Origin of the sequence: Xenophilus sp. Marseille-Q4582 (assembly GCF_916700565.1) — a bacterium.
Taxonomy (GTDB): domain Bacteria; phylum Pseudomonadota; class Gammaproteobacteria; order Burkholderiales; family Burkholderiaceae_C; genus Xenophilus.
This window is the reverse complement of the sequence record NZ_CAKAKO010000001.1, coordinates 818,639-839,926: the sequence shown is the minus strand read 5'-3', so window position 1 is coordinate 839,926 and position 21,288 is coordinate 818,639. Positions and strand designations below refer to the sequence as shown.

Annotated in this window: 15 protein-coding genes and 1 riboswitch; of the genes, 12 read left to right on the top strand and 3 right to left on the bottom strand. The window is 70.4% G+C overall.

What is annotated here, in order from left to right; all coding sequences use genetic code 11:
* Position 1: 1 nt before the first annotated feature.
* Positions 2–802, top strand: a complete 801-nt coding sequence (locus LG388_RS03880) for a zinc-dependent peptidase (RefSeq protein WP_225781507.1) — start codon at positions 2–4, stop codon at positions 800–802.
* A gap of 202 nt (positions 803–1,004) precedes the next feature.
* Here the strand turns inward: LG388_RS03880 and LG388_RS03875 are convergent, their stop codons facing one another.
* Positions 1,005–3,695 (bottom strand): DUF349 domain-containing protein, encoded by a 2,691-nt coding sequence (locus tag LG388_RS03875; RefSeq protein ID WP_225781506.1) that lies wholly within the window; start codon positions 3,693–3,695, stop codon positions 1,005–1,007.
* Positions 3,696–3,856: 161 nt separating this feature from the next.
* Positions 3,857–7,546, bottom strand: coding sequence for a DUF748 domain-containing protein (locus LG388_RS03870; RefSeq protein ID WP_225781505.1), 3,690 nt, complete (start codon positions 7,544–7,546; stop codon positions 3,857–3,859).
* A gap of 669 nt (positions 7,547–8,215) precedes the next feature.
* Here LG388_RS03870 and LG388_RS03865 point away from each other — a divergent pair.
* The 11 genes from LG388_RS03865 to LG388_RS03810 all read left to right on the top strand — a co-directional run bounded on the left by LG388_RS03865 (position 8,216) and on the right by LG388_RS03810 (position 20,042).
* Positions 8,216–9,046 (top strand): lytic transglycosylase domain-containing protein, encoded by an 831-nt coding sequence (locus LG388_RS03865; RefSeq protein ID WP_225781504.1) that lies wholly within the window; start codon positions 8,216–8,218, stop codon positions 9,044–9,046.
* 32 nt (positions 9,047–9,078) lie between these two features.
* A riboswitch (ZMP/ZTP riboswitch) is annotated at positions 9,079–9,234 on the top strand.
* Positions 9,235–9,277: 43 nt separating this feature from the next.
* Complete coding sequence (gene glyA, locus LG388_RS03860; RefSeq protein WP_225781503.1) at positions 9,278–10,522, top strand: serine hydroxymethyltransferase; 1,245 nt, start codon at positions 9,278–9,280, stop codon at positions 10,520–10,522.
* A 43-nt stretch (positions 10,523–10,565) separates the two neighbouring features.
* Positions 10,566–11,009, top strand: coding sequence for a transcriptional regulator NrdR (gene nrdR, locus LG388_RS03855; protein WP_225781502.1), 444 nt, complete (start codon positions 10,566–10,568; stop codon positions 11,007–11,009).
* 171 nt (positions 11,010–11,180) lie between these two features.
* Complete coding sequence (locus tag LG388_RS03845; protein WP_304956838.1) at positions 11,181–11,741, top strand: GspH/FimT family pseudopilin; 561 nt, start codon at positions 11,181–11,183, stop codon at positions 11,739–11,741.
* Positions 11,735–12,382, top strand: a complete 648-nt coding sequence (gene pilV, locus LG388_RS03840; RefSeq protein WP_225781501.1) for a type IV pilus modification protein PilV — start codon at positions 11,735–11,737, stop codon at positions 12,380–12,382. The genes LG388_RS03845 and pilV overlap by 7 nt, the downstream gene beginning before the upstream one ends.
* On the top strand, positions 12,379–13,242 hold the full coding sequence (locus tag LG388_RS03835; protein WP_225781500.1) for a prepilin-type N-terminal cleavage/methylation domain-containing protein: 864 nt from the start codon (positions 12,379–12,381) through the stop codon (positions 13,240–13,242). The genes pilV and LG388_RS03835 overlap by 4 nt, the downstream gene beginning before the upstream one ends.
* Positions 13,239–13,994 carry a PilX N-terminal domain-containing pilus assembly protein gene (locus LG388_RS03830; protein ID WP_225781499.1) on the top strand — a complete coding sequence of 252 codons (756 nt, stop codon included), beginning with the start codon at positions 13,239–13,241 and terminating at the stop codon, positions 13,992–13,994. The genes LG388_RS03835 and LG388_RS03830 overlap by 4 nt, the downstream gene beginning before the upstream one ends.
* Before the next feature lie 3 nt (positions 13,995–13,997).
* The gene (locus LG388_RS03825; RefSeq protein ID WP_225781498.1) at positions 13,998–17,312 is read left to right on the top strand and encodes a pilus assembly protein; all 3,315 of its coding nucleotides are present in this window, start codon (positions 13,998–14,000) and stop codon (positions 17,310–17,312) included.
* Positions 17,313–17,322: 10 nt separating this feature from the next.
* Positions 17,323–17,775 carry a type IV pilin protein gene (locus LG388_RS03820; RefSeq protein ID WP_225781497.1) on the top strand — a complete coding sequence of 151 codons (453 nt, stop codon included), beginning with the start codon at positions 17,323–17,325 and terminating at the stop codon, positions 17,773–17,775.
* Between the two features lie 22 nt (positions 17,776–17,797).
* A complete protein-coding gene (gene ribD / locus LG388_RS03815; protein ID WP_225781496.1) occupies positions 17,798–18,931 on the top strand; it encodes a bifunctional diaminohydroxyphosphoribosylaminopyrimidine deaminase/5-amino-6-(5-phosphoribosylamino)uracil reductase RibD in 1,134 nt (377 codons plus the stop codon).
* 235 nt (positions 18,932–19,166) lie between these two features.
* Positions 19,167–20,042, top strand: coding sequence for an SGNH/GDSL hydrolase family protein (locus tag LG388_RS03810; RefSeq protein ID WP_225781495.1), 876 nt, complete (start codon positions 19,167–19,169; stop codon positions 20,040–20,042).
* 54 nt (positions 20,043–20,096) lie between these two features.
* On the opposite strand, the gene opgC is transcribed toward LG388_RS03810, so the two are convergent.
* On the bottom strand, positions 20,097–21,281 hold the full coding sequence (gene opgC / locus LG388_RS03805) for an OpgC domain-containing protein (protein ID WP_225781494.1): 1,185 nt from the start codon (positions 21,279–21,281) through the stop codon (positions 20,097–20,099).
* Between the last annotated feature and the right edge of the window lie 7 nt (positions 21,282–21,288).

Sequence of the window (21,288 nt, the reverse complement as noted above, 5' to 3'; positions counted from 1 at the left end):
CATGCTGCGCTGGCTGCGCGGCCTGCGGGCCGCTCCGCAGATCCCGGAAGCCGCGTGGCAGGCCACGCTCGCGGCCTATCCGTTCCTGGCCGCTCGGCCGCCTGAAGAACTGCAGCGCCTGCGCGAACTCGCTGCGCGCTTCCTGCAGGACAAGGAATTCCACGGCGCGCTGGGCTTCGCCATCACCGACGAGGTGGCGCTGAGCATTGCCGCGCAGGCGGTGCTGCCCGTGCTGCACCTGCCGGGTGACCTGGCCTGGTACGACGACTTCGTGGGCATCGTGGTCGCGCCCGAGGAAGTGAGCACGCCGCGCGTGGCCATCGACGAAGCGGGTGTGGTGCACGAGTACGACGAGGCCATCATCGGCGAAGCGCGTGAACGCGGCCCGGTGATGCTGAGCTGGCCGCACGTGCAGGAAGGCGGCCTGCCGGCGGACGGCGCGATCCTCAACGTGGTGATCCACGAGTTCGCGCACAAGATCGACATGCGCGATGGCGAGGTGGACGGGTGCCCGCCGCTGCCGGCCGGCTTTGCAGGCCAGGCCACCCGCAGCCAGGCGCGTGCGCACTGGCGGCGCACGCTGGAGCCGGCCTACGACGCCTTTCGCGAACAGGCCATCGTCGCCGAACGCTTCGGCGGCGAGCCCCCTTGGCTGGACGGCTACGCGGCTTCTTCGCTGGGCGAATTCTTCGCGGTGGCCTGCGAGGCCTATTTCGTCGACCCGCGGCGCTTCGCGCGGGAGTTCGGCACGCTGGCGCCGCTGTTCGACGCCTTCTTCCGCCCCGGCCTCGATCCGGCTTGAAGCCGGCGTCGCGCACGCCTTCCCAGGCGCGAGTCGCGGCCTCCAGGCGGTCGGCCCTGCAAAAAGAAAGAGAAAGGGGCGCACGGCCGGCGCCGTCGCCCCTCGTTCCATGCGCCGCCGGAACAGGCCAGCCAGCGCCGCAAACGTCGCCCCAGGCAGCGCCGCGGCGCCACGGCGACGGCCCACCCGGCCTGCCGCGCGCTCAGCCCTTGCGCAACAGGACGCGCAGGGCGCTTTGCAGGCGGCGCGCCTGGTTCGCGTCGTGCGCGCTGGCCAGCACGCGGCCGGCGTCCTGCGCCCAGGTATCGGCCGGGCCGGGCTCGTTGCGGCGCGTGAGCAGCTTCAACTGCAACGCACGGCGGGCGTCGATCTGGTCGGCAGGCGTGGGCACATCCGCTGCCATTTCCAGGCGCAGCAAGGCTTCGGCGGCGTCGCCGCCCGGCGCGGCGCCCAGGGCCTGGACCCACTGGTTGCGCACCGAGGCGCTCACTCCGCGGCCCAGCTCGGCGGCCGGCGGCAGCGCGCCGGCATCGCGCCGCTCCCAGGCGCCCACCAGCTGGGTCAGCACCTCGCCCTGCGCCTGTGCGGCCAGTTTGCGCAGTGCCAGTTGGGCGTGCTCCATGGCTTCGCGCTGGGCGCGGAAAGCCGCATCGCCCAGGCGCGGACCGCGCTCCTCGCGCGGCGGACGGTCGCCGAAGCGCGCGGGCCGATCGCCCCCGCGGCGGTCGTCGCCGCGGCGGTCCTGGCCGCGTGTGCCGGGAGCCCCCCGGCCCTCGCGGCGGTCGCCGGCGCGGCCGCCAGTGGCAGCGGGCGCCGACGGACGCTGGGCGCCAGGGCGGTCGTCGCCACGCACGGCCACGACGGGACGCGGGGCCGGCTTGGGCGCGGCTGCGGGCGCCGCGGCCTCGCCGTCCGCGGGCGCCGCGGCTGCGGCCTCGCCTTCTGCCGGAGCGGCAGCGGCTTCGGCGGCAGCGCCTTCGGCGGGCGCGGATGCGTCGGCTGCCGCTGGCGCGGCGTCCACCGGTGCGCCGGCCATTGGCCGCTGTCCCCTGAGGGCGGCTTCCAGCTGCGCGACAGCCGCGCGGATCTGCTGCGCATCGCCGCTGGCGTTGGCCGCTTCCAGCGCCTGGGAGGCCTCCAGCACGGCACGGTCGTGCTCGCTCACCGCTGCGGCCGCGCGCTCGCGGTCGGCGGTCTTGCGCTGGAAGGCTTCGTCGATGGGCTTGCGGAACGCGTCCCACAGCTTCTGCTCCTGGCGGCGCTCCAGCGGCACGGCCTGGGCTTCGGCCTGCCAGCGCTGCTGCAGCGCCTTGACCGCGTCGATGCGCAACTGCGGCGCGGCGCCCAGTTCGGCCGCCTCGGCAATCATCTGCTGGCGGCGCTCGATGCTGGCCTTCTGCGCGGCCTCCAGCGGGGCGCGCGCGGCGCCGATGGCGGCGTTCCACAGCGGCTGCAGCTCGGCAAAGGTCTTTTCGCTCACATGGCCGGCGTCGCGCCAGCGGTCGGAGAACTGGTGCAGCGCACGGTTGCGGCCCTTGAGGTCCTCGGCCCCCTGCCCGGCCTGGGCGGCGGTCCAGGCCTTCAGCTCCTCGATCAGCGCCAGGCGCTGCGCCTTGTGCTCGGCGGCGTCGGCGCGCACCTTGTCCAGCCAGGCCTCGACCACCTTGTGCGCCTGGTTGCACGCCTCGTCGAATCGCTTCCACAGCGCGTGGTTGGGCGCGCCGCCCTGGTCCACCTGCTTCCACTGCTCGCGCAGGGCGCGCAGCTGCTCCTGCATCTTGCGGCCGCCCAGGGCCTGGCCGTCCGGGCGCTTGAGCAGCCCTTCGGCCTTGGCCACCAGTTCCTCGCGCACCTTGTCGGCGCCCCAGCGCTGCCAGCCTTCGAGCTCGCCCGCGGCCACCAGGGCCGCATGCACGCGCGCCTCCAGTGCGCCGCCCACCAGGCGGCCATGTTCCTTGAGCACGGCGCGCAGCGCAGCGGCCGCGCCCTGGCTGGCCTTGCCGTGGCCTTCGGCGGTTTCCTGCTCGAGCTTGGCGAGCGCGGCCTCGACGGCCGCCTCGGCGGCAGCACGCAGGGCCGGGTCGACCTTGGGCGCGGCCGGCTTGGGCGCCGGCGCGGCGGCGGCTTCCAGCGGCAGCCCGCGGGCGGCGCGGATTTCATCGGCCCACACGGGCACGGGCGGCAGCGGAGCCTGCGTGTCCGCGGCGGCCGCCAGGGTCTGCGCCAGGGCGCTGTGGAAGGCTTCGGACACCACGCCGAGCTGGGTCTTGGACGCCTCCAGCTGCGATGCGAAACGCGCATCCAGGCTGCTCCAGTTCGGCGACTGGGCGATTTCCTCGGCCTGGGCCAGCCAGTGCTGCACGTCGCCGCGCAGGCCTTCCTCGGCGGCCTGGGCGTCCTGCCAGGGCTTGGTGGACAGCACTTCGAAGCGCTGCGCCAGCAGCACGGCCGCCTCGCGGTGCACCTGGGCGCGGTGCTGCAGGTCCTCGATGCTCTTGATGCGCTCGGCCAGCTGGCCCTTGAAGCCGGCCAGCGGCTCGCGCGACAGGGGCGCCCCGGCCTTGGCCGCATCGCGCTGCCAGGCCATGGCATCGGCGATGTTCAGGCGCGGCTGGGCCAGCAGGGCCTCGGCCTTCTGCGCCCATTCGGCGGCGATCGCCTCCTGGCCCTTGGCACGCTTGATCTCGTCCAGCCGCTCCCGCAGCGCGCGGGCGGCGCCCTTGTCGCGGCCGCTCAGTTCCTTGAACACGGCCTGCATCAGCTCCAGGGCCGGGTCGCTGGCCAGCCAGTCGCGCACGCGCTGCGCGCGCTCGCCCGAGGTGGGGGCCGTGAAGGCGCCTCCCGTGAGCTGGTCGAGAGACGGAATGTCGTGGGGAATGGCAGCTTGGGTCACAACGCGCGAAAAGGCTGGAAGGTGGTGGAGCTCGCCGCCGCATCGGGGCCTGTTCAGGCCCCCTCGAGGCCGCGGCCGGCGAGCAGGCGCACGCCCGCTTCGGGCGGTGCGAAAAAGGCTATTGTCGCCGAGCTTGCCGCGCGCGCAGGGCGCGGCCCCGATCAGCGTGCGTCCAGCTGCAATTCGGCCCCGGGCTTCCAGTCGCTGCCCTGCCCGTCGGTGCGCACATTGCCCAGGAAGAGGCGCTCAGAGGGCAGCTGGCGCTCCAGCAGGTAGTCGCGCACGGCGGCGCCGCGCGCCACGGCCAGTTCGCGGATGGCCTGGGCGTCGACCGGGATGCTGGCCAGCAGCAGCGCCTCCATTTCGGAGGTGGGCAGGTCGCGCGCCAGGCCGACCATGTTGCGCGGCTTGGTGATGTCGGCACGCTTGTAGACCGCCTCTACCAGCGCCGGGTATTCCGCATCGCTCACCGGCGCCACCTGGCGCGGGTCCTGCCCGGCGCGCACGGCGGCCCGGCGCTTTTCGGACAGCGCCATCTCGCGCAGCCGCTGGCGGCGGAAGGCCTCGCGCTCCTTCTCGAAGCTGGACACGCCAACCACCGTCAGGCGCAGCTCGGGCCGGTCGGTCAACGCCTTGACGACCTGGTCCAGGCTTTTCTTCGCCTCGTCCGACAGCACGGCGCTGCCCGCCGCAAAGGGCACGGTGCTCGAATCGCCCGAACCGCCCCCCAGGCCGCCGGTCAGCAGGCTGAAAGGCGCCGTGACGGCCTTGGTGATCAGGTTGAGCACGGCCTTCCAGATCAGCGGACCGACGCGGAACTGGGGATCGTTGAGGGAGCCCCACAGGGGCAGCTCCACGTCGATCACGCCGTTGCGATCGGCCAGCAGCGCCACGGCCAGCCGCACCGGCAGGCTGTTGGGCGCGTCCTTCACCTCGTCGCCGAAGCGCAGCTGGTTGAGCACCAGCTTGTTGGTGGCCGTGAGGCGCCCGTCCGGCGCGACCTGGTAGTTCACGTCCATGCTGAGCTTGCCGCGCTCGATGCCGTGGCCCGCGTAGCGCACCGAGTACGGCGACAGCGGCGGCAGGTCCAGGTCACGCATGCGGGCAGTGATGTCCAGCTCCAGCGGCTGGGCCAGCGGGTTGATCCGGCCCGTGATTTCCAGCGGCGCGGTCTGCTGCGCCTTGCCGCGCAGTTCCAGATCAGCCAGCGCCGGCTGGCCTTCGCGGGGCTGCGACGAGAAGGCGCTGAGCCGGCCCGTGAGTTCGCTGAGGTCGGCCGAGTAGTTGGGCTTGATGAACAGATCGGTGAAATCCACCCGGCCGTTGACCACGCTCACGGGGCCGAAATGGATGATCGGCGCCGGGCCGCCCGCGGCCGCCCCGGGGGCTGCGGCCGCCACCGGTGCGGCCGCGGGTGCCGGCGCGTCCGCACCCACCTGCTCCTCGGCGGACACCGGGCGCGCAGCCGCCTGGGCCGGGGCGGCACGGGTCGTGACCGTCGTGCCACCGGCCTCCCGGCGGCTGGTGGCCTGCGTTCTTTGCGCCGCGGCGGCCTCGCCCTCCTGCTGGCCCTTCTTCGTCAGGTTCTGCAGGTTCAGGCGGCCCGACTCCTCCAGGATGATGCGCGCGAAGAAATCGGTGAGCGTGGTTTCGCTCACGTCCACCTTCAGCGGGGCCTTGGGCGCCATGTCCACCTTCAGGCCGCGCAGGCTCAACACCTTCCAGCTCAGCAGCTGTTCGTCGCGCCCGCCCAGCGTGGCGGACTGCGTCAGGGTGGCACTGTTGGCGCGGAAGTCCTCGATGGCCGAGTCGCCCGCCACCTTGAGCCGCAAGCCTTCGGGGGGCAGGGCCAGCGCGAAGCTGCCGCGGAAGTTGGTGTAGGCGCGCCGGATGTCCACATTGAGCGCGTCGGCGTAGTAGGCCTTGAAGGCGTGGGCCGGCATGGACTGCGTCTGCAGCCGGCCCTGGGTCGAGAGCGGCTGGAGCGTCAGCTGCCCCTGGTAATCGAAGCGCCCCGGCTCGGCGCGCCGCCCGGACGCCAGCCGGCCCGACAGCGCCAGCGACGCCACCGTCGCGCTGTCCGGCACGATGGGGCCGGCCTTGATCTGCAGGGCACTGACTTCCACTTCCACGGCCTGCGGCTGGGCCTTGTCGGCATAAGCCACCGTGCCGTTGTCCATGGTCAGCGCGTCGATGCGCATCTTCCACGGCGGGGCGGGCGGCTGCGCCGAAGGGGCGGCGGTCTTCACCGCCCCGGCGCCCTGCGGCGCCAGCAGCCAGCGCTCGTACATCCACCGCTGCTCGCTGTCGCGCTCCACGCGCAGTTTGGGGTTGCGCACCGACAGCCGGCCGATGCGCACGTCGCGCGCTGGCAGGTCCACCGCCACGTCGCCGAGTTCGAAGCGGCCCACGCTGGCCAGCGCCGTCTTGCCCTGCGTGAGCGCGAGATCGTCGATGCTGGCCTGCCTGGCCAGCAGCTTGAGCGCCGGCGCCGCCCATTGCGCCTCGATCTGCGCATCGAGCTTGCCGGCGACCGCGGGCGCCAGCGTCTCGGCCAGGTAGGCGCCCGCCAGGCTCAGCGGCAGGCCCTGGACCTGCGCGCGCACGGTGGCGGCCTTGTCGGTGCCTTCGCCTTCCAGCTGGAACGGCGCGCCGTCGATCCGGAAGCCGCCGGTGAAGCGCGCGGGCTGCGTCATGGGCCAGTGCACGGCCTGCACCTCCAGCTGCAGCGCCTCCAGGTCGACCGTGGCGCCCTTCTTCACCGCGGCGTCGCGCCAGCCGATCCGGCCATCCTGCAGCACGAGGCGGTCCACCTGCGCCTGCCAGGGGGCGGCGGGTGACGCAGGCTCGGGCGCGGCAGGCGCAGGCGCCGCAGCCGCGGGCTCGCCTTGCGGCACCACGTTCAGGCGCCCCTGCGCATCGCGGGCCACCGTCATGCGCGGCTGGGTGAGCGTCACTTCCGCCAGGTGCACACGGCGCGCCAGCGGCTGCACATCGGCGAGCGCCAGGCGCAGCGCCTCGAAATCGAGCAGTTCGCGGCCCTGGGCGTCGCGCGCGGCCACGCGCTCGGCCGTCACCTCGCCCTGGATGCGCAGCACCGGCGGCTGCGCCTGCTCGAATTCCAGCTTGAGCCGGGCGCCCAGCACGCCGGATTGCAGCTGCACGGGCAGCCCCTTGGGCACATAGCCCAGATAGGGGGCGAGGTCGAAACCGGAGAAGTCGAGCCGCGCCTCGGTCTTGCGGCTGTCGACGAAGGGCGTGGTGAAGGCGCTGGAATCGAAGGGACTGTCGTTGAGCACGAAGGACAGATGCGGCTCGACCTTGACCTCGCGCTGCGACTTCAGGCTGCTCACGAAGGGCACGGCGAGCTTCAGGTCGCGCAGCACGTGGTCGCGGCCGGCTGGCTGGTCCTGGAAGTAGGCCGCCCCGTCGGACACCGCGATGTTGTAGACCGCGAAACCCGCCGGCTCGCTCGCGGGCGCAGGCGGGTCGGCCGGGCGCGTCCAGCGGGCCAGCAGGTCGTCGATGTCGTAGCGGCCGTCGGCCAGCCGCGCGATGCGCAGCACCGGCGCCTCGATGCGCAGGGCGTCGATGACCGGCGCCAGGCGCAGCACCGACTGCAGCTCGGCATCCGCATAGATGCGGCGCACTTGCAGCAGCGGCTCGTCAGGCTGCGTGCCTGCCACGCGCAACCCCTCCAATGCCAGCTCCAGCGACCAGGGCCGGAAGTCCACGCGCTCCAGCGTGACCTGGCGGCCCAGCTGCGCACTCGCGATTTTCTGGATCTGGCTCTTGGCCAGCGGTGGCACGGCCAGCCACAGGAGCAGCCACAGGCCGAGCAGCGTTCCCAACGCGACGATCCCACGTCGCACCCATTTCCGGTTTCTTGGCACGGCGGCATTCATGACTCGGGGAGTGTGCCCCAAGTGGATGCCGCACCTGTGAAAAGCTGTTCCGGAAACAAGAAAGCCCGGTGACATGACGCACAGTCCTGTCACCGGGCCCGATGGCCGACACCAGGTCGCTGCCATCTTTTCGCCGGCAGGAAGAAGGAGGTTCCTCCGGTCGGGTGGCAAGAGATTGCCACCAGGGTTGCCGTCACCGTATCACTCGTCAACGCGTGGAGTCCGGTTCGGGCGGAGCGCCTGAACGAGCAGGCCAGTGCAGGTTAGACCCCCGGACGCAGTGACGCAAATGCAAAAAAGCAATCGATCGCGCGCTCCATCCAAAACCAGCAAAAAACAACCTCCAAGAATTAAGTTTCGATTTGTTATTGTTGACTCGATATATGGAGAACTTAAAATGCGCGCCGGCCCGCCTCCCTGATGCCTGCGCGGGTCCCCAGACGACGTTGCCGGGACAAGGTCCCGGCGCAACCGGCGCAGATCAGCCCTCCCCCTCTTCACGCATCTTGCGAGGGCTGGCCCGGTTCCTGCCAATCCACGCGCGATCGAATCCACTGGCTGCCCCGGTTCCGTCCGGCAGCCACGGCAAGGAGAGCGCATCGAAAGGACGCGCGAATGAAAGCTGCACTGACCGCCGCCGGCCAGGGGCTCAAGACCTTCGCGGGTGACGTGATCGAAGGCTTCTTCGAAATCACCCATAACGGCTTCGCCCTGATCGGGCTGGCCCTTGTTTTTGCCGTGGTGGCGCTGCTGGCCCGCCCCGACCTCCAACAGGCCGGCGAGCAACGCCTGATGGCCTGGCTCGAATCGCGCAAGCCGGCGCCCGAGCCCACCGAGTTGTCGCCCACGGCGATCGACCGGACCACGGCCGCCAGCCCCCACGAGCTGCCGCGCCCGCAGGCCGCCGTGGCCTACTGGCTCAGCCGCAAGTACCGCGTGGCGGCCGAGCCGCTGAGCGTGCTGGTGGCCGAGGCCTACCAGATCGGCGCCAAGACCCAGCTGGATCCGACGCTGATCCTCGCCATCATGGCGGTGGAATCCAGCTTCAATCCCTTCGCGCAAAGCCATGTGGGCGCGCAGGGGCTCATGCAGGTGATGACGCGCGTGCATGGCGACAAATATGAGAGCGCAGGCGGCGTGCTCACGGCCTTCGACCCCATCACCAACATGCGGGTGGGCGTGAAGGTGCTGCAGGAATGCATCCGCCGCGCCGGCTCGGTGGAAGGAGGCCTGCGCCACTACGTGGGAGCCGCCAACCTCCCGAGCGACGGAGGGTACGCCGCCAAGGTGCTGGCCGAGCGCGACCGCCTGCAGCGCGTGGCCGGCGGCCAGCCCGTGCCCGTGCTCCCGCCGGCCGCGGCGCCGCAGACCATCCCGGTGGTGGCGCCTGCCGCAAGCCCGGCGCCGGCGCCGGCTGAAAGCGTGGCGCTGCTGGCGGCTTCCTGATCCTGAAACCGGCGCGCCGCTCGGCTAAACTCGGGCGCGTGCGCGACTGGCGATAGGCGCCGCTTCTGTCCATCACGGGCGAAGCCGGCTGCTGACGTGGAATGACCACTGGGAAGCGCACCGCCGCTGCGTCCTTCTGTTCTGATCAGAGACGGGCCGGCGATCAGCCGTTCGCCTGGGCAGTTCTTGTCGGGTTTGAACCGCAAGAACCCTTGTCATCGAAGGACTGCCATGTACCACCGCAACATCCTGGTCGAACAGACCGACCCTGAACTCTGGGCCGCCATCCAGGCCGAGCACGAGCGCCAGGAACAGCACATCGAGCTGATCGCCAGCGAGAACTACGCCTCGCCCGCCGTCATGGCCGCGCAGGGCACCCAGCTGACCAACAAGTACGCCGAGGGCTATCCCGGCAAGCGCTACTACGGCGGCTGCGAATTCGTCGACGTCGCCGAGCAACTGGCCATCGACCGCGCCAAGCAGCTGTTCGGCGCCGATGCCGCCAATGTGCAGCCGCACTGCGGCGCTTCGGCCAACGAAGCCGTGATGCTGGCCTTCCTCAAGCCCGGCGACACCATCATGGGCATGAGCCTGGCCGAAGGCGGCCACCTCACGCACGGCATGCCGCTGAACATGAGCGGCAAGTGGTTCAACGTGGTGAGCTATGGCCTGGACGCCAATGAAGTGCTCGACTACGACGCCATGGAGCGCAAGGCGCACGAGACCCGGCCCAAGCTGATCATCGCGGGTGCCTCGGCCTACTCGCTGCGCATCGACTTCGCGCGCTTCGCCAAGGTGGCGAAGGACGTGGGCGCCATCTTCATGGTGGACATGGCCCACTACGCGGGCCTGATCGCCGCCGGCGTGTACCCCAACCCCGTGCCGCACGCAGACGTGGTCACCTCCACCACGCACAAGAGCCTGCGCGGCCCGCGCGGCGGCATCATCCTGATGAAGGCCGAGCACGAGAAGGCCATCAACAGCGCCATCTTCCCCGGCCTGCAGGGCGGCCCGCTGATGCACGTGATCGCCGCCAAGGCCGTGGCCTTCAAGGAAGCGCTGGCACCCGAGTTCAAGGCCTACCAGCAGCAGGTGGCGAAGAACGCGCAGATCGTGGCCCAGACCCTGACCGAGCGCGGCCTGCGCATCGTCAGCGGCGGCACCGAGAGCCACGTCATGCTGGTCGACCTGCGCGCCAAGGGCATCACCGGCAAGGAAGCCGAGGCCGTGCTGGGCAGCGCCCACATGACCATCAACAAGAACGCGATCCCCAACGACCCGGAAAAGCCGATGGTCACCAGCGGCGTGCGCATCGGCACGCCGGCCATGACCACGCGCGGCTTCAAGGACGAAGAAGCGCGCGCCACGGCCCACCTGATCGCCGACGTGCTGGACAACCCGCGCGACGCCGCCCACATCGAAGCCGTGCGGGCCAAGGTGCATGCGCTGACCAGCCGCTTCCCGGTCTACCGCTGAGACGGGCCGATCCGATGAACGCCGCGGCTGCCGACACCCACGCATGAAGTGCCCGTTCTGCAGCCATGCCGAGACGCAGGTGGTGGAGACCCGCGTCTCGGAAGACGGCGATTTCGTACGCCGCCGCCGCCAGTGCGGCGGCTGCGACAAGCGCTTCACCACCTATGAGCGGCCGGACCTGAGCTTCCCGGTCGTGGTCAAGAAGGACGGCAGCCGCGCCGACTTCGACCTGGACAAGATCCGTGCCTCGATGAAGCTGGCGCTGCGCAAGCGCCCGGTGAGCATCCAGCTCATCGAAGCGGCATTGCTGCGCATCGAGCAAAAACTGCTGGCCAGCGCACAGCGCGAGATCGAAAGCAGCAAGCTGGGCGAACTGGTGATGCGCGAGCTCAAGAAGCTGGACAAGGTGGCCTACGTGCGCTTCGCCTCGGTCTACCGCAGCTTCGAGGATGTGGAAGAGTTCAGGCAGCTGCTGCAGGACATCTGAGCCTTTCGTTGGCACCGGCCCGGGCGTGTTCGGCGGCAAAAATGGTTAAAAGAGACGGATAAAACGTCAACTTCGGTCAATCTGCAGAAAGGCTGCGCCGACCGTCCATTCGAGTCGACCGTTTGTCGACCGACCCCTCCCTTTTGCGAATGGGCTGCCTAGCATTTGGGCATGCCGAAGAGCCACCCATGGCCGCGCGCAGTCAGGGAGCAGCGAGGATTCACCGCCATCGAAGTCATGGTGGTCGTGGCCATCCTCGGCCTTTTGGCTGCCCTCGCAGCCCCCAGCTTCACCGCCCTCATTGAGCGCTGGCGCGTGCGCCAGGCCGCGGAAGACCTGGCCAGCACGCTGACCTTCGCGCGCAGCGAAGCGATCCGGCGCGGCGGCGGCGTCGTCCTGCGGCGCAACACCCCCAACGACACCGACTGCCCCGGTACGACCTCGGGCGCCGAGCAGTGGGGCTGCGGATGGATGGTCTTCGTCGACAGCAATGGCGATGGCGTCCGGCAGGCCGGCGAGGAACTGCTGCGCATCAGCCACGCCCCGCGCCAGTTGCAGGTCAAACGCTCCGACGATGTCTCGTTCATTCGTCTCAACCGCTGGGGCGAAGACGGACTGGGTGCCTATGGTTTCGGCATCAAACCGCTTCGTGACGGCTCCGGCATTTCCATGGCCATCTGCGTGAGTTCGGGGGGCCGCATCGACATCCGCCAGGGAGTGTCCGAATGTTGAGAACTTCGTCTGTACGCTCGCAACGCGGCATCACCTTGCTCGAGTCGCTCGTAGCCCTGGTCATCACGGCGGTAGCGATCCTGGGCGTCATCGGCGTGCAGGTGCGCAGCTTGGCCGACACGCAGACCGCCGTGCGCCGCGCACAGGCCGTGCGGCTCATCGAAGACCTCAGCGAGCGCATGAAGGCCAACCCCAATGCCCTGGCCACGCTCGGCGACTACGCGCAGGACTGGGGGGGCCCGAGCGGCACGCCACCCAGCTGCGCCTCCGGCTGCTCTTCCAGCGATCTGGCCAAGCAGGACATCGCCCGCTGGTGGGCCACGGTGGCCGACACCTTGCCCCTGGGGGACGCTGCCACCTTCCTGGTCGCGGACGAATCCGACACCCGCGGCCGGCGGCAACTGGGCGTGATGCTCAGCTGGCGCGAAAGCGAACGCCGGCTCAAGGACGAAAGCGATGCGCAGCACGAGGCCTATCGCGCCCCGTTCCTGAGCGCCAGCACCGGTTCGGCCGCCGTGGAATGCCCCACGGGCCGCATCTGCCACCTGCAGTACATCCAGCCGACCGCGCGCTGCACGGTCGGCCTGCTCAGCGGCCCGACCAGCCACACCCTGCACTGTCCCACGCCCCTCACACCATGAAGCACGCCTTCTCACGCCGGGCGCCCCCGCGCGCGCGTCCGGGCCGGCAGCGCGGCATCACGCTGATCGAGATCCTGGTGGGCCTGACCATCGGCCTGCTGATCATTGCCGTCGCACTGGGCGCCGTACTGGTCTCCCGCCAGCTGTCCAGCAGCACCAGCGAGGCCGCCCGATTGCAGCAGCAGGCCGCCTACGCCTTGCGCATCATCGGCCAGCAGGTGCGGCAGGCCGGCGCGCTGCGGCTGGATCTGGCCAACGGGCGCACGCCGCCTGCCACCGGATTCCTGACGCTGGACCCGGCCGAGCCGGTGGCCTTCGACGCCACCTTCCTGCGCGCCACCCAGACACTCGCCAGCAGCACCGCCCGCCCCTTGCAGACCGGCTATGCCTTCTACCTGGAACAGCTGACCAGCAACAGTTCGGTGCCGGCCGGGCAGATGCGGGATTGCCTGGGCTCCACGCCCAGTGGCACCCTGGTGCAAAGCGCCTTTTTCCTGCATCGGCCGGCCGGCGCACCCAGCGGCGAACTGCGATGCGCAGGGTCCAAGAGCAGGGAAGGTGCCCAGGCGCTGATCGCCGACGTGGCGGACTTCCAGGTGAGCTGGCTGCGCGAACGCAGCGTCCTCGGCGAACCCGTCGTGGATCGGGTCGACGCCAGCACGGCGGCCGCCAGCTGGCCCTCGGTCCAGGCCGTGGAAGTCTGCCTCGAGATGGTGGGCACCGACGTCATCGACACCGGGAACACCACCTACCGGCCCTGCGGGTGGACGCCGGGAAATGCGGAAACGCCGCGCGGCAACCGGCTTCGGCTGGTGTACCGCAGCACCTTCCAGCTTCGCACCCAGGGAGCCCTGGAATGACCCTCCTTCTCACGCGCACCCCCGTGCATCCGGCGCAGGCGCTTCACAGAAGCCGCCAGCGGGGCATCGCGCTCATGATCGTGCTGGTGCTCGTGCTGGTCTCGGCGCTGCTGGCGCTCTGGGGCTTCCGCTCTTCGGCGCTCAACGAAGCCCTGGTGGGCAACGATGCGGACTACCTGCGCGCCTTCGAGGCTGCGCAAGCGCTGATCCAGGACGCCGAGCTGGACATCAGCGGCAAGCGGCCCGACGGCAAGGATTGCCTCCCCAGCCCGACCGACGCAGCCATCTGCCGCACCGACAAGGACGGTGTCTGGTTCATCGACGAACAGCAACTGCTGGGGCCGCTCATCAACCGGCTCTCGGCGAAGAACCCGCCCTGCGAACAGGGCATCTGCCTCAAGCGCACCGGTGTTCAGGACTTCTGGAACGACAAGGCAATGCTGGACGCCATGACGGCCGACGGCGTCGCCGCCCGCTACGGCCAGTTCACGGGCGCGACGACCGGCGATGCCAGCAACCCCATCCTCGCCAATCGCAACGCGGGCGAAGGGGGCTGGTACTGGGTGGAGATCCTGCAGTACGACGGTGAAGGCGTGGGCGGCGGCGTGGTCAAGAGCGACCAGATCGACAAGCTGGCGCTTCGGCTCCATCCGAACCTGGTCTACCGCATTACGGCCATTGCGCGCGGGCGCAAGCCGAACACACAGGTCGTTCTGCAATCCACCTACGCGCGCCAAACCACCACGGACTGAGCCATGAAACACCGTCCTTGCGGCCTGATGCGCCGCACCACCTTGAGCCTGCTGATCGGCGGCCTGGCCCTGCCGCAAGCACCGCAGGCGCAACCCACCACGACGCCCGGTACGGCCGCGCCGACGCTGTTCGAGCTGGCACAGTACCCCGCCGGCACGGCTGCCAGGCTGCCGGCCCCCAACGTGATCGTGTCCGTCGACGATTCCGGCAGCATGGGCCCGAACGGCATGGCCACCCTGCGGGCGGCCCTGGAAGACACCTTCGCCGAGGCCAAGGTGCCGGACGGCGCCATCCGGCTCGGCTGGCAGGCCATGACCGGTTGCGCCACGATTCCGGCGGCCGGCGACTGCGCAGGCCGCAACGAGGTGCGCGTGCTGGACGCCACGCATCGGGCCAATTTCATGGCCTGGGTAAAAACGCTGAAAACGCAAGGCAGCACGCCCTCGCATCGCATGTATTTCAACGCCGGCCAGTACTACCGGCAGGCGCCGAGCGTGAACAGCCCCTGGGCCAGCGTGCCCGGCACGAAGCAGGAACCCATGCTCACCTGCCGCCGCTCCTACAACCTGTTCATGACGGACGGCGGCTGGAACAGCACGACCAGCTGGAGCAGCAGCGACACCGCCGCGGGCGCGGCCGTGGGCAATGCCGATGGCACGCCGCGCACGCTGGGCGACGGCACCACGGCCTACGACCCCACCGACGCGCAGACCCGGATCTACAGCGACAGCTACGGCTCGGCCACCCTGCCGACGATGGCCGACCTGGCGTTCCAGTTCTGGGCCACCGACCTGCAGCCCACGATGGCCAACGGCGTCAAGCCGCTCATGAAAGAGACCTCACCGATCGTCGTCAGCGCGGACGCGCACAGCCTCACCCTGCAGCCCTTCTGGAATCCGCGAAACAACCCGGCCACCTGGCAGCACATGACCACGTACACCGTGGGCTTCAACGCCGCTGCCAACTGGAACGCCCACACCACGCCCAAATTCGACGGCCCGGACACGTGGTCGGGCGCCACCTACGCACGGCTGCTGCTGGGACTGGATGCCTGGACCGACCCCATCGCGGGCAATGAGACCACCCGCATGCCGGAACTGTGGCACATGGCCTTGAACGGACGCGGCAAGTTCATTCCCGCGCCCACCGCCGCCTCGCTCGCCCCGGCCTTCCAGGACATCCTCAACGAGATCATCAACGACAACACCGCGCCGGTCACTTCCACGGCGCAGGCGTCCATGTCGCTGGCCCGCACCGACACCATGGGCTACACGGCCGGCTACCTGGCCGAAAAGTGGAAGGGCTACGTCAGCGCCAGCAACATCGCGCGAGGCACCGGTGCCTCCAGCGCAGGCTGGGGGGGGCAGACCACTGCCGACAAGCTCGACGCGCTGACGCCCGCGCAAGTTGACGAGCGCCTGGTCCTGAGCTGGCGAGAAGGCAGCGCCGCAGGCGGCGTCGATGGCCCGACCGCCTTTCGCTGGGCCAGCGGAGAAACCTACCTGAGCACGGCGCAGAAGGCGCACTTCTTCGCCGCCACCGAGGCCGAGTCCGAAGGCGAGGCCCGCCTGAACTACCTGCGTGGCGACCGCAGCCGCGAGACCGCGGGCAACCCCTTGTTCCGCGAACGTGCCTCGCGGCAGGGTGACATCGTGAACTCCAAGGTCTGGTACGTCGCGCAACCCGCCGCCGCTTACGGCTTCGACGGCTACTCGAGCTTCTACACCACGCACAAGGACCGCCTGCCCATGCTCTACGTGGGCGGCAACGACGGCATGCTGCACGGCTTCTCGGGCGTCGATGGCACGGAGAAGATCGCCTACGTGCCCAAGGGCGTGATCCCCGGCCTGCGGCAACTGACGCAGACCGGCTACAACCAGGCCCACCGCTATTTCGTGGACGGCTCGCCCTTCAGCGGCGACGTGAACTGGGGCAGCAGCACCGCCCCGGACTGGCGGACCCTGCTGGTGGGCACCTTGGGCGCGGGCGGCAAGGGCTACTTCGTGCTCGACGTCACCCGGCCCGGCAACACGGGGTCGGTGTCCACCCCGGCGTCCAACTTCACCGAAAACCAGGCCGCTTCGCTGGTCGTGATGGACAAGACCTCGGCCAGTGGCACCGTCTTCGCCGACACCGCACCCGAGGCGTACATCGGCCAGATCACCGCCCCGCCGGTGGTGAGCGACACCAACGCCTACAAGGCCACCCAGATCACGCGCCTGAACGATGGCAAGTGGGCGCTGGTCATGGGCAACGGCTACAACAGCACCAAGGAACAACCCGCGCTGCTGATCCAGTACATCGACGGGAACGACAAGTCGCTCAAGGTCATCCCCGTGCCCGCCAGCGCCGCCGGCAATGGCAATGGCCTGTCCGCACCGCGCCTGGTCGACCTGGACGGCGACGGCAAGACCGATGTGGTCTATGCCGGCGACCTGCAGGGCAACCTGTGGAAATTCGACCTGCTCGGCGACAACGCGGCCAACTGGCATGTGGCCTTCAACAATGCGCCGCTCTACACGGCGAGCTACACGCCGACCGGCGCCGCCACGGGGACGCGGCAGCCGATCACCGCCCCCCCGATCGTGCGCGCCAACACCCGTGGCGTGACGGGCCTGATGGTGGCCTTCGGCACCGGCCGCAACCTCACCTTGGGAGACCGGGAAAGCACCGCGGTTCAGTCGCTGTATTCGGTGTTCGACAACACGCAGTACACCTCCACCCAGGGCGTGCTCGCCATCGATGATGCCGTCACCCCCGAGGCGGTGGGCACAGGCGTGAGCCGGCTGGTGCAACAGCAGATCACGGCCACTTATGACGTCAGCCAGCGCGAATTCAATGTGCTGAGCGACCACAGCGTGGACTACCAGGCCACCGGCAGCAGCGCCAAAAAGGGCTGGTACCTTCACCTGCCCAAGTCCAGGGAACGCGTGCTGGACCCCATCACCTTCTACAACAACACCCATCTGCTGGAAGTGGTGTCCGAAATCCCCGCCACCGGAGGCGACACCGTCGGCGAAACCTGCGACCCGCAGTCCAGGAAGGCGGTCTATTACCGCACCTTCATCAACATCATGGACGGCAGGCCTCCGAGCTTCCAGGTCGTCGATTCCAATGGCGACGGCTGGTTCAACGGGGAGGACCTGGGGGTCTCGCGGCTGGAGGTCGGCAAGGGCAAGAACCCCGGACAGAAGTACGAAAACGTCTGCGCCCAGGGCAAGGCCGAATGCGATGAGAAAGTGAACAACCATGGCGGCGACGACCTGCAGAAGCCCCCGGTCCTGTCGCTGCGCCCGAGCTGGCGGCAGCTGCAGTGAGGACGCACCGATGTCCAACCTGCACATCTCCTCCTCGCGCCGGGCTCGGCGCCTGACAGGCGGCTTCACCCTGATCGAAGCCATGATCGTCGTCGCGATCGTCGCCATCCTCGCCGCCATCGCGCTGCCCAGCTACCAGGAATACGTGCGCCGCGGCCACCGCGCCGAGGCGCGCTCGGGCCTGCAGCAGGCCGCAACCTGGATGGAGCGCGCGGCCACGGCGCAAGGGACCTACCCGCTGACGGCCGCCTTTCCGGCCAGCCTGCAATCGGTGCCCTCGGGCCGCTACACCATCGCGCTCAACTCCACCGACGGCGCCAGCTGGACCCTGACGGCCTCGCGCGCCGCGGGCTCGGCCCAGGCCGCCGACAAATGCGGGGACTACACGCTGACGAACACGGGCCTGCGCGACCTCGTGAACAATGCCAGCGGGACCACCGTGCAAGAATGCTGGGATCGCTGATCCGCCTGCCCTTTCTTCGCCGATGTCTTCCCTGCCCGCCTTCATGGCCCGCGCGCTGGCGCAGGCCCAGAAGGCGCTTGTCATTTCGAGCCCCAACCCGCGCGTGGGCTGCGTGCTCACCGATGCCGAGGGCCACGTGCTGGGCGAAGGCCACACGCAGCGCGCCGGCGGCCCACATGCCGAAATCATGGCGCTGCGTGACGCGCACAGCCGCGGCGTGTCGGTGAAGGGCGCCACGGCCTGGGTCACGCTGGAGCCCTGTTCGCACCACGGCCGCACCGGCCCCTGCTGCGACGCGCTGATCGAAGCCGGTATCGGCCGCGTGGTGGCCGCCATTTCCGACCCCAACCCCCGCGTGGCCGGCCAGGGCTTCGCGCGCATGCGTGCCGCAGGCATCGACGTGGAGATCGGCCCTGGCGGCGCCGAGTCGCGCGAACTCAACCTGGGCTTCTTCAGCCGCATGGTGCGCCAGCAGCCCTGGGTGCGCGTCAAGGCCGCGGCCTCGCTCGATGGCCACACCGCCTTGCCCAATGGCGACAGCCAGTGGATCACCGGTGAAGCCGCGCGCGCCGACGGCCACGCCTGGCGCGCGCGGGCCGGCGCGGTGCTGACGGGTGTGGGCACGGTGCGGGCCGACGATCCGCGCCTGGACGTGCGCCTCGCCCCCCAGGCGGCCGACCTGCCGCGCCAGCCCGCGCTGGTGATCGTGGACAGCACGCTGCGCACGCCTCCGCAGGCGCGGCTGTTCGACGTGGCCGAACGGCCGGTCTGGCTCTACACGGCGAGCACCGATGCCGCGCGCATCGCCGCGCTGGAGGCCCGCGGCGCACAGGTGCAGTGCCTGCCCGACGCCGAAGGCCGGGTGGACCTGCGCGCGCTCATGGCCGACCTGGGCCGCCGCGAAGTGAACGAACTGCATGTCGAAGCTGGCCCGCTGCTCAACGGCGCGTTGATGCGCGCCGGGCTGGTCGACGAATGGCTGCTGTACCTGGCGCCCAAGCTGCTGGGCGCAGGCGCCGGGCTGGCGCACGAACCGTTCGCCCAGGGCCCGTTGCACACCCTGGCCGGTGCCGCCGCGCTCGAGTTCCGCAGCGTCGAAGCCCTGGGCCCGGACCTGCGGATCGTCGCCCGGATGGCCGGCCGCGACCGTTTTTGAAATCGGACGGGCGCCGCCGGGGGACGCGATGGCGCCGGTCAACCGTTGTGCCCGGCCGACAGCTGCCGCTGGCGCCGCCGTTCCGGGACCGGCCTCGCAACCGCCAACGCAGCGGCGCCCCTACCATGGCGGCCCATCCCCCTCGGGTCCATCGCTGTCAACCGACAGCCGCCCTGCCGAGTTGTGGGACCAGCCGGATTCGGCTTTCCTGCCCCTGCCCCACCCTCGCCGCGCCATGCCTGCCCCGTTTCGCGCTCTGTCTTCCTTCCCCTCGCCGCGCCGTCCGGTCCTGCGGGCCGCCCTCTGCGCCCTGGCCCTGTTCGCCGGCGCTGCGCAGGCGGAAGGCCCGCTGGGCGTGCCACCGGCCGCGCCGGCGCCACGGGCCGAAGCGCCCTCGCCCGAGTACCTGGCCGCCCAGGCGCGCTGGAAAAGCGCCATCAGCGCCTTCGAGGAGGCCGACAAGACCCGCCTGCCGGCCGAGAACGGCGTGCTGTTCGTCGGCAGTTCCACGGTGCGCATGTGGTCCAGCCTGGCGCAGGACTTCAGCGAATGGCCGGTGGTGATCAACCGCGGCTTCGGCGGCTCCACCATGGCGGAATGCCGCCTGCTGGTGCGCGAGCTGGTGCTGCGCTACAAGCCGCGCCACGTGCTGGTCTACGCGGGCGACAACGACCTGGCCATGGGCCGCACGCCCTTGCAGGTGATGGAGGATTTCGCCGCCTTCGCCGGCACCGTGCGCAACGCCCTGCCGCAGGCGCGCATCAGCTTCATCTCGATCAAGCCCAGCCCCTCGCGCGCGCAGCTGCTGCCCCAGGTGCAGCTGGCCAACGAGATGGTGGCGGCCTACCTGCGCACGCAGGCCAACGTCGACTACATCGACACCTTCTCGGCCATGATGGACGCGCAGGGCCGCCCGCGCGCCGAGCTGTTCCTCAAGGACCAGCTGCACATGAATGCCGAGGGCTACCGGTTGTGGCATGACGTGATCACCGCGCAGCTGCAACCCGGCGCCGTCAGCGCCCCGCCCGGGGCGCCCACCGTGCCGGCCGGCGTGCCCGCAACGGCCGCCCCCGGCGCTGCCCAGGGCGCGCCGGTCGCCAGCGCGCGCTGATCCGCGGGCAGCGGCCCCGGCTGCCGCGCGCCCATCCCGAAAGGCCGGGCGCAGTCAGGGGCCCGTGCCGCCCGGCGGAGCCATCCTTTCCAGCGGCGGCGCCTCCTCGTCGGGCACCGGCACCTCTTCCTCCGGCGGCGCCGCATCGGCGCGTTGCGTGAAGCGTGCCACCGCCACCATGAACGCAAAGACGGCCGCGATCAGCAGCGCATCGCCCCACCAGGCTCGGGCCAGCGGGTCGCCCCCGAACACCGCCAGCACGATCAGCACCGCCACCAGGTGCGCACAGAAGGCCGGCAGCGACGCCCGTCCCAGCACCTCCAGCACCCGCAGCCGCGGCAGGCGGGCGGCCCAGCCGGGCCCGAAGCGCACGGCGACCACGCCCAGCGCGGCCAGGTTCAGCAGGCGCAGCGGCCCGAGCTGCCACTTGTCCACCCACAGGTTGCGCTGCACGTCGGCGCCGAAGGGCGCCTGGCCGTGCAGGCCGAAATGGCGCCAGCAGAAACCGCCCAGCGCCACCCCGAGGGCCAGCGCCAGGACCGGCCAGGGAAAGCGCAGCGGCGCTGCCCCGGGCGCGCTGCGCGAGGCGCCCAGCCACAGGCCGCAGAACCACAGGAACTGCCAGGCGAAGGCGTTGAAGGCGCCCATCTCCTGGAAGGGCACGGGCAGCCCGGTGAGCGCCACCGTCCAGCCGAAGAACCATTCGCTGAAGCCCTGCTGCGCCAGCATCCAGAAGGTGGCGCTGACCACCATCACCCCCGACCAGCCATGGCGCATGGCGAAAGCCAGCACCCACGGACTCAGCAGCATGAAGAAGATGTACATGGGCAGGATGTCCAGCAGCGCGGGCTCGTAGATCAGCGCCAGGCCATAGAGGAAGCCCTGCCAGGGCTGCGCGAGGTACCAGGACAGCAGGTCCGTCACGGCCGTCTGCTGGCCGCGCACGCCCAGCACGGCGATCACGGTGAGCAGGAACAGCAGCAGCGCCGCATGGCACAGGTAGATGACCAGCGCGCGCCGCCAGAAGGCGCGGCGCATCACGTCCACCCCGTCGCGGCGCGCGTAGCGGCTGTAGACCAGGCCCGCCATGAAGGCCGACAGCAGCACGAAGCCCTCGGCCGCCGACACCCACCCGAAGGGCTGGCCCAGCGGATCGGACAGGCGCGTGGGCAGGTGCGTGAGCGTCATCAGCACCAGCATCAGCCCGCGCAGCGCGTCGATTTCCCAATGGCGTTTCATGGCGGGC

Excerpts from the sequence above, each read along its gene's own strand:
- LG388_RS03880 (WP_225781507.1), top strand. The coding sequence starts at position 2 with ATGCTGCGCTGGCTGCGCGGCCTGCGGGCCGCTCCGCAGATCCCGGAA.
- LG388_RS03865 (WP_225781504.1), top strand. The coding sequence starts at position 8,216 with ATGAAAGCTGCACTGACCGCCGCCGGCCAGGGGCTCAAGACCTTCGCG.
- glyA (WP_225781503.1), top strand. The coding sequence starts at position 9,278 with ATGTACCACCGCAACATCCTGGTCGAACAGACCGACCCTGAACTCTGG.
- nrdR (WP_225781502.1), top strand. The coding sequence starts at position 10,566 with ATGAAGTGCCCGTTCTGCAGCCATGCCGAGACGCAGGTGGTGGAGACC.
- LG388_RS03845 (WP_304956838.1), top strand. The coding sequence starts at position 11,181 with ATGCCGAAGAGCCACCCATGGCCGCGCGCAGTCAGGGAGCAGCGAGGA.
- pilV (WP_225781501.1), top strand. The coding sequence starts at position 11,735 with ATGTTGAGAACTTCGTCTGTACGCTCGCAACGCGGCATCACCTTGCTC.
- LG388_RS03835 (WP_225781500.1), top strand. The coding sequence starts at position 12,379 with ATGAAGCACGCCTTCTCACGCCGGGCGCCCCCGCGCGCGCGTCCGGGC.
- LG388_RS03830 (WP_225781499.1), top strand. The coding sequence starts at position 13,239 with ATGACCCTCCTTCTCACGCGCACCCCCGTGCATCCGGCGCAGGCGCTT.
- LG388_RS03825 (WP_225781498.1), top strand. The coding sequence starts at position 13,998 with ATGAAACACCGTCCTTGCGGCCTGATGCGCCGCACCACCTTGAGCCTG.
- LG388_RS03820 (WP_225781497.1), top strand. The coding sequence starts at position 17,323 with ATGTCCAACCTGCACATCTCCTCCTCGCGCCGGGCTCGGCGCCTGACA.
- ribD (WP_225781496.1), top strand. The coding sequence starts at position 17,798 with ATGTCTTCCCTGCCCGCCTTCATGGCCCGCGCGCTGGCGCAGGCCCAG.
- LG388_RS03810 (WP_225781495.1), top strand. The coding sequence starts at position 19,167 with ATGCCTGCCCCGTTTCGCGCTCTGTCTTCCTTCCCCTCGCCGCGCCGT.
- opgC (WP_225781494.1), bottom strand. The coding sequence starts at position 21,281 with ATGAAACGCCATTGGGAAATCGACGCGCTGCGCGGGCTGATGCTGGTG.